At 52.6% G+C, this 15,744-nt stretch carries 13 protein-coding genes; 9 read left to right on the forward strand and 4 right to left on the reverse strand.

Annotated features, from left to right (window positions below):
* Positions 1–56: 56 nt before the first annotated feature.
* A complete protein-coding gene (locus Q1A54_RS17565; protein ID WP_299990726.1) occupies positions 57–518 on the reverse strand; it encodes a DUF2267 domain-containing protein in 462 nt (153 codons plus the stop codon).
* A gap of 226 nt (positions 519–744) precedes the next feature.
* On the opposite strand from Q1A54_RS17565, the gene yjjX reads away from it, so the two are divergent.
* On the forward strand, positions 745–1,305 hold the full coding sequence (yjjX, locus tag Q1A54_RS17570) for an inosine/xanthosine triphosphatase (protein WP_299990728.1): 561 nt from the start codon (positions 745–747) through the stop codon (positions 1,303–1,305).
* Between the two features lie 8 nt (positions 1,306–1,313).
* Here the strand turns inward: yjjX and Q1A54_RS17575 are convergent, their stop codons facing one another.
* Together Q1A54_RS17575 and Q1A54_RS17580 are read right to left on the reverse strand one after the other, a co-directional pair.
* Complete coding sequence (locus Q1A54_RS17575) at positions 1,314–2,240, reverse strand: gamma-glutamyl-gamma-aminobutyrate hydrolase family protein (RefSeq protein WP_299990730.1); 927 nt, start codon at positions 2,238–2,240, stop codon at positions 1,314–1,316.
* Entirely contained in the window at positions 2,221–3,231 is a 1,011-nt protein-coding gene (locus Q1A54_RS17580; protein ID WP_299990732.1) for an amidoligase family protein, read from the reverse strand. Before Q1A54_RS17580 ends, Q1A54_RS17575 begins: the two co-directional genes overlap by 20 nt.
* A 276-nt stretch (positions 3,232–3,507) precedes the next feature.
* Here Q1A54_RS17580 and ggt point away from each other — a divergent pair, with 276 nt between their 5' ends.
* From ggt to Q1A54_RS17615, 7 genes are all read left to right on the forward strand, one after another.
* Positions 3,508–5,100: a gamma-glutamyltransferase gene (gene ggt / locus Q1A54_RS17585; RefSeq protein WP_299991012.1), complete on the forward strand. Its 1,593-nt coding sequence runs from the start codon at positions 3,508–3,510 to the stop codon at positions 5,098–5,100.
* Positions 5,101–5,355: 255 nt separating this feature from the next.
* On the forward strand, positions 5,356–6,432 hold the full coding sequence (locus tag Q1A54_RS17590) for an efflux RND transporter periplasmic adaptor subunit (RefSeq protein WP_299990734.1): 1,077 nt from the start codon (positions 5,356–5,358) through the stop codon (positions 6,430–6,432).
* 2 nt (positions 6,433–6,434) lie between these two features.
* Entirely contained in the window at positions 6,435–7,694 is a 1,260-nt protein-coding gene (locus Q1A54_RS17595) for an FtsX-like permease family protein (protein WP_299990736.1), read from the forward strand.
* 29 nt (positions 7,695–7,723) lie between these two features.
* Positions 7,724–8,404 (forward strand): ABC transporter ATP-binding protein, encoded by a 681-nt coding sequence (locus tag Q1A54_RS17600; RefSeq protein ID WP_299991014.1) that lies wholly within the window; start codon positions 7,724–7,726, stop codon positions 8,402–8,404.
* Positions 8,405–8,551: 147 nt separating this feature from the next.
* A complete protein-coding gene (locus tag Q1A54_RS17605) occupies positions 8,552–9,751 on the forward strand; it encodes an anhydro-N-acetylmuramic acid kinase (protein ID WP_299990738.1) in 1,200 nt (399 codons plus the stop codon).
* A gap of 52 nt (positions 9,752–9,803) precedes the next feature.
* Entirely contained in the window at positions 9,804–12,815 is a 3,012-nt protein-coding gene (locus tag Q1A54_RS17610; RefSeq protein ID WP_299990740.1) for a SusC/RagA family TonB-linked outer membrane protein, read from the forward strand.
* A 27-nt stretch (positions 12,816–12,842) separates the two neighbouring features.
* The gene (locus Q1A54_RS17615) at positions 12,843–14,159 is read left to right on the forward strand and encodes a RagB/SusD family nutrient uptake outer membrane protein (RefSeq protein WP_299990742.1); all 1,317 of its coding nucleotides are present in this window, start codon (positions 12,843–12,845) and stop codon (positions 14,157–14,159) included.
* Between the two features lie 85 nt (positions 14,160–14,244).
* Here the strand turns inward: Q1A54_RS17615 and Q1A54_RS17620 are convergent, their stop codons facing one another.
* A complete protein-coding gene (locus tag Q1A54_RS17620; RefSeq protein ID WP_299990744.1) occupies positions 14,245–14,766 on the reverse strand; it encodes a hypothetical protein in 522 nt (173 codons plus the stop codon).
* 215 nt (positions 14,767–14,981) lie between these two features.
* Between Q1A54_RS17620 and Q1A54_RS17625 the strand changes: the two genes are divergently transcribed.
* Positions 14,982–15,740: a hypothetical protein gene (locus tag Q1A54_RS17625; protein ID WP_299990746.1), complete on the forward strand. Its 759-nt coding sequence runs from the start codon at positions 14,982–14,984 to the stop codon at positions 15,738–15,740.
* Positions 15,741–15,744 lie beyond the last annotated feature (4 nt).

The raw sequence follows: 15,744 nt of genomic DNA on the forward strand, positions 1-15,744 counted from the left end.
CACCATTAAAACCATTAGTTGTCAGTGCTGGGCCCTGTTGATCTAGTAGGTATACCTTAGCCGCGGTGGCGCTCAGGCGCTGCCGGAAACAGCGGCTTTATGTCTTCTGGCATCTGTGTTGCAATATGCTGCAGCTGGCCTTCGGTGAGGTAGCGCATGCTCAGTGAAGTCAGCACCATGGTGATCAGGTCCTCTGTGGACTGTGACCAGTCGAATTCCTGCTCCCCGTGCCTGGCCTGTTCCTGCTTCACGGCATCTTTAAACCCTTCCACGTTCTCGAACTGCAGCGGCTGCTCACGGTACTGCCAGTGTTCTGTGTAGATGGCCTTCAGGAACATCGGCAACTGCGACAGCACATGAAAAGACTCACTGATGGCGATTCTGTCCCGAATCGTGTGCAGGACCGCTCTCAGCAGAATGTAAGTCTGTCCCTTTTCTTCCGGATGCCCCAGGTCTGCGGCCAGCTGGTTGATGTACCCATTACCTTCCTGCGCGAATTTTTCAAAATAGTTTGCCATAGCTGTACATAGTTTTATGGTAGCGAAATAGATTTTGCCGGAGGCCTATGTAATTGCTAACGCGTAGTAAATGAGGATGTTTGGTAGAGAGGAGAACTATGCATTATACCTATATAAAGCTCTTTGAGTAGCGACGGGTGCTGTTAGCCGCTCAGCGAAGAATAGATGATTTTTACTTCTGCATTCACTTCACTTCCTTTGTAGCCGAGCAAGTATCATGTACCTGATGAGCAAAACCGAGCAAACCATTGTCGTCTCTTCACGCAATCCCGTCAAAGTAGAGGCTGCCCTCCGGGGCTTCCGCAAAATGTTTCCAGGTGTGCACTTTGAGGCCATACCTGTGTCGGTGCCCTCTGGTGTCGCAGACCAACCCATGACAGACCAGGAGACCCTGACAGGCGCCCAGAACAGAGTAAACAATGCCTGTGCGGCACACCCGGAAGCTGATTATTGGATAGGTATAGAAGGCGGAGTGGAGGCGCATGAGGACGAACTGGCTGCTTTTGCCTGGGTGGTGGTGCGCTCGGCCACGGGTATAGGTAAGGCCAGGTCCGCTGCTTTTTACCTGCCGGGTATCGTAGCTGATTTGGTAGGGCAGGGGATGGAACTGGGCGTAGCGGATGATCTGGTGTTCAACAAATCCAACTCAAAGCACGCATCCGGGGCCATCGGGCTGCTTACTGACAATGCGGTAGACAGGGCGCAACTCTACGAACAAGCCGTCGCGCTGGCACTGGTACGCTTCAAGAACGAAGCGCTATACCTGCAGAAATCGCTGGAACAATAGCCCTACCGCTAGGGTTGAGTATCATCGCACTGCTGTTCCAACTGCTTTTCGGCTTCCAGGGCAGGCTGTGACATGGCAACCTGCAGATCGTGCTCCTCGATCTGCTGATTAACGAGCCTGGCCTGCTGAACCAGTCCTTTGAATAAACGACGGTGTGAGCGACTCTGCGGCAAGTACTCCGGATGCCATTGCACACCGATCATGAACTCCTGCTCCTGGTGTTCTATACCTTGTACGACCTTGTTGGGCTCACGGGCCACAATATTCACGAATTCTCCCGCTTCTTTTACCGCCTGGTTGTGCAGCGCATTCACGCGAAGTCGCTGCGTCCCCAGCACCTGTGCGAGCTTACTCCCTTCTTTTATGTGCACTTTTTTCACCGGAAACACACTCGCCGGATTGGGCTCTTCGAGGTAAAAGGTGTTGATGTCCTGGTATAGGGTGCCCCGGAAGTAAACGTTCATCAATTGCGCCCCCCGGCAGATGCCCATCACAGGCAGACCCTTTTGAACGGCCTGATCCAGCAACTGCAGTTCCAGTTGGTCGCGGGCACGGTCCAATCCGAAGGAAAGCTTTCGGCTCAGCAGCTTGCGCAGCAGAAAAACGGCCGGATAATAGACCCAACTCACAAAGCGACCCACCCGCTGGAAAATGTTCTTGCGCGGGTGCTGGAGGGTACGCTGCAGGTACTCATCCATCACATGCTCCTGTTCATAGATGGAGGGGTCCACATCAGCGCCTCCGCCTATGATCAGTCCCTGAAGGCCATCAGCGGTGCGGGGCCTGGAAGGCGTGATGCGCACGGGCCGGCCCCCGGCAATAAGTACCGAGAGTGCCGTGAAGAACCAGGCGGCCCCGCCTCCCTTGTCTGGTCCGGTAATGCCAATGGTCGGTCTGCCGCGGTGTATTTTATTTTTAGATTTTAGGATAGCCATTCCGTATTCTTTTGATCCATTTGGTTTCAAAACCTAACAGGGTGTTGGCTTTGAGGTAGCAGTATTCTTTGCTGAGATGCTCTACCATACCCGGGTCGCTTGCCAGTTCCTCCACCCGTACCCAGATGTTCCATTCCTGTGCCAGCGTCCAGTCCGGCTGCGCAATCGAACTGTTAGGCAGTCTATAATGAAAGGCACTGCGGGCCTTTACCTTGCCGAGCCTGGTAAACTGCATCAGCAGGTCCTCTCTGAGGTAGGCCAGCAGCGGGTACAAGTCCAGCGGGCGGTTCCGGTCGGGGTTGTAGGTATGGTAATCTATGATAAACCCATCCAGATCAGGGGCGTAGCCCGGGTTCAGCACAAGGGTCACATATTCGATCGGGTAAGGAGCGATAAAGGGGCTGATCTGCCTTGCCAGGTCGGTCCGGCCTTCTTCCAGCAGCCAGGGGTATAGCAGCAGGAAAGCGCGCAGGTAGGTCAGCAGCGTACCGACATCCTGACGGGGAACCTCCACATTGATGTGAGTGCCGAAGGCGTTGGTGAGGAAAGACTGGGTTCCCTCGGCATGAAGCTGGTAGAGGGCCTCCCGCAGCTTTTCTATTTCCGCGAGCTCTGTGCAGGGAATGGGCGGACAGGCTATCTCGTTCGGAAACACCTTGCCGACCAGGTTACGGAGCGTTTCCTCTACCTCATCTTCCAGGGTACCATTCCCGATTTTGACATCCTCGAGGCGCAGATTGAAGGTCTCAAACACTTTTTTGTAGCGTTTCTCCGTTAGCAGCGTCAGGTCAAACTCAATCGTGAAATCACCGAGTCTTGTGTCAGTTACCTTTTGCCTGAAGCGGTTTTCCTTTTGTATAATCCCCCCATACAGCTCCTGAACTAACTGCGCAGAGTCTTCTATGCTCACATTGGTATACTCCAGCTCAAAGCCCACGGTGCGTAGCGCTCCTTTTTCATTGTGCAGTATGGGAGGATGTTTGAATACCATAAGTAAGATTCCTGATAAGTTAATAAAAACGGCTATACAGGTATACGGTTCGGATGCACCTCTTGCAGCCAGAGATAATCGACCCAAGCAGCCTACAGCCATATCTGCTTCAAAACCCGATGCGATGCAATCAGGTAAAGAATAGGATTCATACACTGAACTAAAGAAAGAGCAGGCTTGACATTCATCAGGATCACCCTAATTCTTGCAATCATCAGTTTCTCGGGCTGCGCTGGCTGGGATACGAACGAAACCGGACTAGTAACTGAAAATGCCATGGTGGTGACAGCGCATCCGCTGGCTTCAGAAGTGGGTGCCGAGATACTGCGGCGTGGCGGCAATGCCGTGGATGCAGCGGTGGCGGTGCAGTTTGCCCTGGCGGTGGTATACCCTGATGCCGGGAACATTGGTGGTGGTGGCTTCCTGGTGCTGCGGCAGCAGGATGGGAGCGTAGCTGCACTGGATTACCGGGAAAAAGCACCCGGCAAAGCACACCGTGACATGTACCTGGATGCGCAGGGAAGAGTCTTAACGGAGCTGAGCTTCAAGGGGCATCTGGCAGCGGGCGTACCCGGCACAGTCGACGGTATGGTGCAGCTGCACCAGAAGTATGGCAGCATGCCTTGGACTGAGCTAGTACAACCGGCGGTGGAGCTGGCCGCCAAAGGCTTTCCCCTGACCCGAAAAGAGGCAAAGAAGCTGAACGACGAACAAAGCGATTTTATAAAGTACAATACCCTGCGGCCGGCATTCATTCTCCAGGATCGCTGGCGGGAGGGGGATACGCTACGGCTCAGAGACCTGGCCTATACCTTAGCGCGCATCCGGGACCAGGGAAGAGCAGGCTTTTATGAAGGCGAAACAGCAGCACTCATTGTGGCAGAAATGGAACGAGGCGGAGGCATCATCTCAAAAGAGGACCTGGCCGCTTACAGTTCCGTCTGGCGGGAGCCGCTGCGTGGTCAGGTGGGCGATTATCAGGTCATCTCGATGCCGCCTCCCTCCAGCGGGGGCATTGCCCTGCTGCAGCTGCTGAACATTGCTCAAAATTACCCACTGAAAGACTGGGGCTGGAACTCTGCTCAGACCGCACACCTGATGGTGGAGGCAGAGCGAAGGGTATACGCTGACCGTGCCCGTCATGTGGGTGACCCGGGCTACTATGATGTTCCGGTGGCAGGCCTGCTGGACTCCGTCTATATCCGAGGCCGGATGCAGGGCATGTCGCTGGGCAGAGCCACCGACAGCGATGCAGTGGCAGCAGGTGCTCTGGCGCCTCCCGAAAGTCCGAACACCACGCACTATTCTATCGTCGATGCGCAAGGCAATGCCATTTCGGTGACCACAACGCTCAACAGCAGCTTTGGCTCCAAGGTGTTTGTGGCTGGCGCTGGCTTTCTGCTCAACAACGAGATGGACGATTTCAGCGTGAAGCCAGGACACCCGAACAGCTACGGCCTGGTGGGAGGGGAGGCAAATGCCATCGCGCCCGGCAAGCGCATGCTTAGCTCCATGACACCCACCATACTCGAAAAGAACGGTCAACTCCACCTGATCATCGGCAGTATGGGCGGCTCCACCATCATCACCACCGTGTACCAGATCATCCTGAACGTGACAGTGCATGACATGCCGATGCAGGGGGCCGTAAACGCCGGTCGCTTTCACCACCAGTGGAAACCCGACTGGATACTCTGTGAGTGGGGAGCACTGGGCTTTGGCACCGGATTGAAGATGTGGTGGAAAGGACACAGAATTGCCCCTAAATCAGGAGGAATAGGCAGGGCGGCAGGTATACTGATGCGCCCGGATGGCAGATTGGAGGGCGGGGCTGACCCCAGAGGGGATGATGCGGCGGCTGGTTTTTGAGTATCCTTATCTGTCAAAAAGAGACGCTAAAAGCAGGGCTGTCAGGAGATGGAGCGGGTAGCAGTTTTTTTGAGATAATTTTGAATTAATCTGGCTGACCGGAGTGCATTGCTCTTCTGAATGCCTTACATTTGAAGCGTAACACGAGCCTGTTAAGATAGGCCGGGGATGCGCTTGCAGCGGTCACTATTCTGCTTTCTGGTGAAGTGTGAGTCCGCCTGCAACTATGTCCGCTACGCACAAAGAATCAAGACAATGAAACGGTACTTTCAACTGGCCTTTCTGTTGGTCTGCCTTGCCTCCTGCGGCGGGGAAAGGGAAACGACTCAGCCCACGGTGGAGGATATTACAGAGTCTGTCTACGCATCGGGTGTGGTGAAGAGCCGCAACCAGTACCAGGTATACCCGGTGGTGAGCGGCATTATTGAAGAGATACTGGTAACCGAGGGAGACACCGTGCAGCAGGGGGAGGTGCTGGTGCGCATCGGCAACGAGGCCGCCCGGCTGAGTACCGAAAACGCCCGCCTGGCCGCCGAGTATGCCCGTGTGAACGCCAATGCTGAAAAACTGGCCGAGCTACAGGAAAATATCGAACTGGCCCGTAGTCGCATGCGCAACGATTCCCTGCTGCTTGTGCGCCAGCGCAACCTGTGGGCCAGCCAGATCGGCACCCGGGTGGAACTGGAGCAACGGGAGCTGGCTTATAAGAACTCTGCTACAGCCTACCGTTCTGCCCGTCTCCGCTACAACGACCTCAAAAGGCAGCTAGATTTTGCTGCGCGTCAGTCACAGAAAAATCTGCAGATCAGTCAGAGCCAAAGCAGCGACTTCACTGTGCGCAGCGAGACCAACGGCAAGGTATACAGCATGCTGCGCGAGAAAGGAGAACTGGTGAGTCCGCAGGTGCCTATTGCCGTGCTGGGCGATGCCGAGGAGTTTATTCTCGAGCTGCAGGTGGATGAATACGACATTGCCCGTGTGAAGCCCGGACAACAGGTGCTGCTCAACCTCGACAGCTACCGCGGGCAGGTGTTTGAGGGGCGTATCACCAAAATAAACCCGGCCATGAACGAGCGCACCCGGTCCTTTACCGTGGAGGCTGAATTTGTGACCATGCCTGATGCGCTCTACCCCAACCTGACCACAGAGGCGAACATCGTCATTCAGGCTAAAAAGGATGCCCTCACCATACCCCGCGACTACCTGGTGGACGGTGCCTATGTGCTGAGAGAAAAAGACGAGCGGGTACCGGTGAAGACCGGCCTGAAAGACTACCAAAAGGTGGAGATAGTAGAAGGGTTGTCAAGAGAAGATGTGATCGTGAAGCCTTAGCGATGAATTTCAGACTGATATTCAGTATTGCAAAATCCATGCTGCTGGCCCGCTGGCGGCAGACGCTGGTGGCTGCCGTGGGTGTGACTTTCAGCATTGCCATGTTTGTGACGCTGCTTGGATTTATGAACGGCCTCAACGACATGCTCGACAGCCTGATCCTGAACCGTACCCCACATGTTCGGCTCTACAACGAGATCAAGCCCAGCGAAAACCAGCCGGTGAATGAAGTCGACCAATACAAGAACTCCTACAACTTTATCAGTTCTGTGAAGGCAGGCATTACCCGGCAGGAGATCTACAACAGCGGCCCTATCCTGCAAACCGTGAAAGCCGATGAGCGGGTACTTGGCGCTACTCCCAAGCTGCTGGCCCAGGTCTTTTACAATGAAGGCACCATTGATATCACCGGCGTGATCAACGGGATAGATGTGGAGGAGGAAAGCCGCCTGTTCAATTTTCAGGAATACGTAACATCCGGCGATGCCATCGATGCAAAAAACGTAGCCAACAGCATCATACTCGGCAAAGGTCTGGCAGAAATACTGGTAGCTGATATAGGTGATGTGGTGCAGGTGACCACGGCACAAGGGGAGCGCTTTCCGCTGAAAGTGGTGGGCTACTTCCAGTCAGGTATACAGGAGATCGACAAGGTGCAGAGCTATGCTTCCATCGCTACGACTCAAAAGCTGCTGGGCAAGCCTGCCAACTACATGACCGACATCCAGGTGAAACTGCATGACCTGGAGCAGGCTCCGGCCGTGGCCCGCGAGTATGCGCAGCTTTTTAGGGTCGATGCTGAGGACATTCAGACGGCCAACGCCCAGTTTGAAACAGGGAGCAACGTACGCTCGCTCATATCCTATGCCGTGGGTGTGACGCTGCTGATCGTGGCGGGCTTCGGCATTTTCAATATTCTCAACATGATGATCTACGAGAAGATGGACTCCATTGCCATACTGAAGGCCACTGGCTTTTCTGGTCGGGATGTGAACCTGGTCTTTCTGGTGATTGCCATGAGCATTGGTTTGTTCGGTGGCATGATGGGACTGCTGTTCGGATTCATATTCTCAGCGATTATCGACAGCATCCCTTTCAACACCTCTGCATTGCCTACCATCACCACATATCCGGTTAATTACGACCTGATTTACTATTTCATTGGTGGGTCCTTTTCGCTCATCACAACATACTTTGCCGGCTTTTTCCCGGCCCGCAAGGCAAGCAAGGTAGACCCGGTTGAGATCATCAGAGGCAAATAGGTATAGGCATGAAAGGCAGAGACGAAAACATGCAGGAAGTCATACTCGAAGCAAGGAATATCAACAAAGCGTTTCATGACCCTGTGACGGTGCAGGTGCTGCGCGATATCACTTTTACGGTAAACAAAGGAGAGTTTGTGTCGGTGATCGGAAAGTCAGGTTGCGGCAAGTCCACACTACTCTACATCCTCTCCACCATGGATACCGACTATACCGGCGAGTTGTACATCGACAATGAACTCATGTCAGGCCGCCCGGACCCTGAGCTGGCTCGTATCCGAAACGAGAAGATCGGCTTTGTTTTCCAGTTTCACTACCTGCTCAACGAGTTCACGGTGCTGCGCAACGTCATGCTGCCCGGCCTGAAGCTGGGTAGGTATAGCGAGCAGGAGGTAGAGCACCGCGCCATGGAGCGGCTTAAAATGCTGGGGATAGACCAACTTGCCAAACAGTCGGCCTACCGCATTTCGGGAGGGGAAAAGCAGCGGGTAGCCATTGCCCGGGCTCTCATCAACGATCCGCACATCATCATGGGCGACGAGCCTACCGGTAACCTCGACAAGCGTAACAGCGACATCGTTTTCAATATTTTCAAGGAACTCACCGAAGAACATAACCAAACCCTGCTCATCGTGACCCACGATCCTGAGTTCGCCGAAAACACGCACCGTATCATTGAAATGGAGGACGGGCGGATTATCCGGAGTTAAGAAAACAGGTCAGAGCAATAGCCTCTTTGTGAACTTCTGCATGATTATGCTGAAATTCGCTCCCATATATATTACCCAAGCCTTATACATTTCGTATGAAGAATCTATGGTTCTTTAGGCTGCTTACACCCTTAGATTAAATTAATTATGAACAAAATGCTGAAGCGGCTTTTCGAAGTTGCTGATAAAGAGAAAAGAACCATTATTGGCCTAATGTCAGGTACTTCCTTGGACGGCCTCGATATTGCACTCTGTGAGTTTGAGGAGAGTGGTACTCAAACCCGCATGAAGCTGCGTGAATTTGTAACCATGCCCTACGATGAAACTTTTAAACGGGAAGTAAAGGCAGTCTTTTCTAAAAGGGAAGTTGACCTGGAGCGGGTTTGCCTGCTGAACGCCTACATCGGGCGCTTCCACGCCGACCTCATCAACAAAAGCCTGCAGACGTGGGGAGTGGAATCTGCTGAGGTAGACGTGATTGCCAGTCACGGACAAACCATTTACCACGCACCGGCTTCGCTACATGGTGTAGCAGGCATGCCAGATGCGACACTTCAGATCGGCGATGGCGATCATATCGCGATGGGCACAGGCATCATCACCCTAAGCGACTTCCGGCAAAAGCATGTGGCGGCAGGAGGAGAGGGCGCCCCACTGGCGGTGTACGGAGACTACCTGCTCTTCTCGGAACAGGACCAGAACCGGATCATGCTCAACATCGGAGGTATAGCCAACTTCACGTTTCTCCCAGGCGACTTGGAAACGAGTCGTATCTTCTCGACCGACGTAGGACCTGGCAACACGCTGATGGACGCCTATGTGCAGCAGCAATTTCCTGGCACCTACTACGATGCCGACTCCGCCATCGCACAGAAAGGTACTTATAACCAGGCGCTGGTGGCATCTCTCCTCTACCATCCCTTCTTTGAGCAGGACTTTCCTAAAACGACCGGCCCCGAACTGTTCAACCTGTCATACCTGGCAGAGGCACAGCGCAGATCCGATACGGAGCACCTGTCCCCGGAAGATGTGATGGCGAGCCTGAACCGGTTTTCGGCAGTGGCCATTAGTGGAGCGCTGACACGTTCACTCGGTGATGCTGATTTTGAAATTTTCCTGAGTGGCGGCGGTATGCACAATCCACTGCTTATACAGAACATTAAGGCGCTGTTGCCAGGTGCTACTGTGCGTGACACAGCCGAGCTGGGCGTATCGCCGGATGCAAAAGAGGCAGTGCTGTTTGCCACCCTGGCCAACGAGTGCCTGGTGGGAGAGCCTATTCAGTTCGGTCCGGGTAAGAGGCGGGTGCCATCTGTGCTGATGGGGAAAATCAGTTTGCCAGAGTAAATTCTGAACATCAATACATCATAATTATACACAGTACAAAATAAGAGGCACTATGAGAAAAATTTACATGATTGGGAGGGCCTCCGGAAAGGCTATCCTACTGTGTTTCCTCCTGTTGGTTGCTGCCTGTCAGCTGGCCATCGCCCAGGGTACACGCTACACCATTACGGGTACCGTAACCGATGCCCGCACCAAGTCACCGCTGCCAGGCGTGGTGGTGAAGTTCCAGAACAACAACATCGCCACGGCCACCGATGCAAACGGGGAGTACAACCTGCCAGCAGCTCTACCCCCGGGTAGTTATCAGCTCACGTTCTCGTTCATAGGTTTCAGACCGGAAGTGCGCCCCATTACCCTTGGCGATCAGCAAACGGTACAGGTAGACGTGCAGATTCGGGAGGATATTGTGGGTTTGGATGAAGTAGTAGTGACAGGAACATCAGTAGCAACCAGCAAAAAACAGTTGGGCAATGCGATTTCCACCGTCTCCGCTGCCTCACTCGAGAATAGCGTAGCCACTTCCGTGGATCAGGCCCTGGCAGGTAAAGTGGCCGGTGCGCAGATCAGTCAGAACTCCGGTAACCCGGCCGGTGGTATTTCCGTGCGTCTGCGGGGTACCAGTACTGTGGTAGGTTCCGGTGACCCGCTTTACATTGTTGACGGGGTGATCATCAACAACAGCTCACCAGAACTGATCGACCTGGGAGGTTATGCTCAGAACAGATTGGTGGATATCAACCCAAATGATATTGAACGCATTGAGATTCTAAAGGGAGCCGCAGCAGCTGCTATTTATGGATCTCGGGCCAGTAACGGGGTGGTGCAGATTTTTACGAAGCGCGGTGTGGAAGGAGCACCTAAAATTGCAGTTTCTACCCAATTTCGGGTGAACAGAGTACGTAAGACACTCGATTACAACCAGTACCCTTTCCGTTTTGTAAACAATATCGCCTCCGATCTTACCCAGGAGCCAGTTACGCGGTATGACTTCCAGGACATGATCTTCCGGACAGCTTTGGGCACTGAGAACAATGTGTCTATTTCAGGAGGCAGTGCAAATACACAGTACTACATGAGTGCGAATTTCCTTAGCAACCAGGGTATAGTCGACAATACTACTTTTAAGCGGGGAGGAGCTCGTTTGCGATTAGATCAAACGATAAATAACTGGGTGTCCGTTTCATTAGGAGCCAATTACATACTCAGTGACAGCGAAGAGATTCCAAACGGTGGCTTGAGCGAAGCATATGGTGCCCTGACAGGGTTCATTTTTAGTAACAACTTCATCAACCCGGAGCCAGTTAATGGTATTTACCCTTCTACAGCGCCTACGGCCATCCTGCGCCGTACCAATCCCCTGGAAGCGATCAACCGCTTTGACTTTGGACAGCGCACCACTCGCTTTATTGGTGACTTTCAGCTAAATCTTACGCCAATCAATGGTTTGAGTATCAACTATGTTGTTGGTTACGACAACTCCACCCAGATTGCAACAGGCTTTATACCAGTTGGCAACACGACCCCTTCCTATGATGCGGGTTACTCACGCCGAGCCGACCGCACTTCTTATCTGCTCAACAATGACCTGAATGTATCATACCGCACTTTCCTGACCGACTGGCTGGAATCCACAACTGGTATAGGAGGTACAGTTCAGACGGAACAGCACTACACGACAGGTATAACAGGTACACAATTAGGTCCTATTACACGCACCAGTACAAGCGGTGCAACTGTGGTTTCGAATGATATCCGAGAGGATATTAATATCATGGGATTTTTCGCCCAGCAGACCTTTGGCTTAGGCGACCGTTTCTTCCTGACGGGTGCAGGCCGTTATGATGTGTCTTCGGTGTTTGGAGAAGAAGACAGGTGGCAGTTCTATCCGAAAATAAGCGGAAGTTACCTCGTTTCGAATGAGAGTTTCTGGCAGGGGCTCAGTGACATTATTCCCATATTCAAATTGCGCGCATCTTACGGTCAAGCTGGAAACCTCACGGCGATCAGAGCCTTTGACCGCTATACCAATTACAACCCTGTTTCATTGCCGGGTCTCCCTGGTGTTGTACCGTCTACCCAATTGGGTAATGCAGGTATAAAACCAGAGCGACAGGTCGAAACAGAATTCGGCGCCGATATGAGTTTTCTGGATGGCAGACTAGGGCTGGAGTTTTCTGTCTATAAAAAAGATGTGAAAGACCTGCTGCTATTCATTGGTTTGACGCCTTCTTCCGGCTTCCTGAACCAATACGCTAACATTGGCACGATGACGAACAGAGGCTTTGAACTGATGCTTACAGGCGCACCTATTCAGACGGAGCGTGTACGCTGGACCTCGACCCTGATCTACTCCCGCAACCGAAACGAAGTGAACGATATACCTGGTGGTGTGTTGCCATTCCCGGGTGGTTTCGGGCAGGTGGCGGCTGTTGACGGTTATCCGCTTGGCTCCTTTTATAGCACCTATTTCGCCCGAAATCCGGATGGTACGCTGCTGCTGACCCCCACCGGTCTGCCACAGCCTGAGCGTGCAGGACGCAACCCCGAAAACGGGCAGCCCATCGGCGCCACAGTTCCTAAAGTGATCGGGGACCCTAACCCCGACTGGACAGGCTCGTGGGTGAACGACATCTCAGTGGGTGAGCGCCTGTCATTCCGCACCCAGTTTGATGCGGTTTACGGTTTCGATGTGTTCAATTTCACGCGCCGCGTGGGTGAGCGCGACCTGTATGGTGGACTCGCCGGTTATGAGCCGGAGCTAAGAGGAGAAGTACCGAAAGGAACCTCTGCTGCGCTGTTCGGGATATTTGAGAATTACATAGAAGACGGCTCCTTTATCAAATTGAGAGAGGTGTCAGTGGCTTACAGCTTCAAGCCAGCCTTCCTGGGAGGTAATAACGTGCGGCTCAGCCTGGCTGGGCGTAACCTGTTCTCGATTGACGACTACAGTGGCTATGACCCGGAAATAAATGCCGCCGGTCAGACCAACGCCGTGAGGGGCTTTGACTTCGTGGAGGTACCGATCCCCAGAACCTATGCACTGGGACTCAACTTTACCTTCTAATTCTTCTTCAACCTAATGAAAAACAACATGAAAAATATAGCTTCATACTTAAAAGCAGGTTTGCTCTCGGGTTGCCTGCTGCTGTCGAGCGGTTGTGAGCTGGATATACCCAATCCCAACGCTGCCAGTGACATCGAAGTACTAAACTCCCGCGAAGGTATTATCGCCCTTAGTGTGGGGATGCGTCAGTTTTACTCAACATCAGGGCTAGAAGCAGCTTTGCTCTACCCGGGTGTGACAGGCCGGGAGATGAAAGGGGTGGCCACTTTTACAAACGTGCTTGAACTGGAGGCTGGCGGATCTGCCCTGCCAACATTCAATGGCAATGTGCTGGGACTCTGGTCACGCATGCAGCGTGTGATGGTTATGAGTGAGCAGATACTGGAGAATGCTCCCAATATACCAACTCTGACAGGAGGGACGCTGAGCGGTGTGATGGCGCATGCGCACCTGTTCAATGCCATGGCGCTCGGCAACCTGATCAACGCATTTGAGCAGGCAAACCTGGAAACCAGCCGAACTGATCGAGTAACTTTCAGCTCGAGAGCTGAGGTATTGGCAGCCGCCATCGCGCACCTGAACGAAGGCATCGCCCTGATAGAGGCCACACCTCCGTCGCCAGAGTTCGCATCACAGGTAACGGGTACTGCTTTCGACTTGCGCAATACCTTGTATGCGTACAATGCAAGGTATAACCTTTATGCCGGTAATTATGATGCGGCCATTTCCAATGCCGATAAAGTAGACCTGTCCAGGCGCTCTGAATTTGTGTACAGCACCTTGAGTCCAAACCCAGTTTACAACACTGTTTTTATACTGGGCTATTTCAGACCACGTGATCAGTTCGGCTTGCCTGATGCGCTGTTTGAAGAAGGAGATGATCGGTACCCGTTTTACATGACAGAGCCGGGTGCTGATGTGTTAGGAGACCGGGTGATGACTCTGGCTGGTTTTTTCAACACGCAAACTTCCAGCATTCCAGCATACCTGCCAGACGAGATGAAATTGATCAAAGCTGAAGCGCTCCTGCGCAACAATGGATCTTTGGACGAAGCGCTTACGCTGATCAACCAGGTGCGTACGCAGACTTCCGGAGACCCCTTTGGTGTGCATGCCGGATTGCCGGCTTACAGTGTTCCGGTGACAAGAGAGGCTTTGCTGTTGGAGGTATACAAGCAGCGCTCGGCAGAGCTATACCTGAGCGGGCAGAAGTGGGAAGACAGCCGGCGTTTCAATCGTCCGGGGCCACCCGATAATTTGTCGGAACGCAACCGCAATTTCTATCCGTATCCGGATCAGGAGCGACGCAACAACCCGAACACACCGGACGACCCTGCTATTTAAAACATGGCGCTATACCTGTTTCTAATAAAACAAAAACCTCTACTGTTGCAGCAGTAGAGGTTTTTTAATTGATTAATGTCTGTATTTAAGACTTATGCTGTTGAACCAACTCCTCCTCAATGGCAGGGCTCAGCACCAGCACGAGGTGTTCGGCAAAGGCAGCATTCTCGATTTGCTTGTCACTCATTAATGCGATCAACCCAACCGGCTCACTGTCCTCTGACAGGAAAATGCTGCCCAGGTAGCTGTCGATATTTAACTCCTGTAGCTCCATGTCGCGCGGAAAGTAGCGCTGCACATTATTGGGATAGTAGCAGAAACGCTGGGTCATGACAGCATCGCAAGGAGAGTATTGCAGGGGGTAGGTGATATTGGGCTGCTGCTCCCCATCTTTGAGAAATACGTTTGTTATGACATGACTGCCATCAAAACTTAAGCTGCCGATCAGTACATACTGTACCTGTGTGTATGCTGCTATAAAGTCTGCGGCCTGCTGCAGGAAAGACTCGTCGCGCGGCTGCGTGGTAAGCGAGATAGCGGATTCCAGTATCCGGTGCTCATCTTCCCCAAGCGCATAATTCCAATGATGCACGAACCTGTATTCCATCGCACAAAGTAAAAAAAGTAATAATTTACAAATTTATACATTTATACGATATCAGTCCAATAGGTTAAATATCAATTTGGTAAGTACTTATGGTGATGTGTGAATAAATTGATCGGATCAAAGCATTAGATTTTTACAATACTATGTATTCGCTCTGTAAACACTAACTTTGCAATCACATTATGATTTTCCAGTAAATCATCACGCAGTCAGGAATGAAAAGAACACTTCTCAATAGATCTGGTAGTAAAGTTATATTTTTCTTTTTCACGCTGGTATTCAGCAGCCAGGCAATGGCGCAGGTAAACTACAAGGGCGGCTCGAATGTGCAGCTACTCTATGGCCGGGATCTGAATCAGTCCGGGCAGCTCGCCACCGTCACACTGGAACACTTTGGTGATCTGGGTGCTTTGGAGCAGTTTGGATTTGCCGATCTCTTCAATAATGCCAGCCTGGCCGCCCCAAACCTATACCTGGAGTGGTATCCTAAACTGAGTCTGAGCCGAGCCTCAGGGCGTAGTATAGGTATAGGCCCGATTAGCGATGTGCTGGTAGGAGGCGGTATCAACGTGCTGTTCGGTGGCGAGGAGGATTTTTTTGTCTACACGGCAGGTCCGGCTTTTAAATTCCGCTTGCCCGGCCAGGGACTGTTGCAACTGGAAACCTACTACTACAAGCAGCACGGAAGTGAGTACAGCGGTACGTACCAATTCACGCCCAGCTGGGACATTCCTATCCCGCTTTCAGAGCGTCTGCGCTTCCGTTTCAGGGGCTTCATGGATTTTATTGGCGACCGCGGTCCGGGCACCACACAGTACCTGACGCAGCCACAGCTTCATGTGGACTTAGGCAATTTCTGGGACAAACCCGGCAAGGTATACGTCGGCTCGGAGTGGCGCTACTGGCGCAATGTAGTAGGTATAGCGGGACTGGATGAGTCGATCCTGCAGGCAAATCTTCTGTTCGCTTTATAAGAGT

The sequence above is a fragment of the uncultured Pontibacter sp. genome (assembly GCF_947502515.1).
GTDB lineage: Bacteria > Bacteroidota > Bacteroidia > Cytophagales > Hymenobacteraceae > Pontibacter.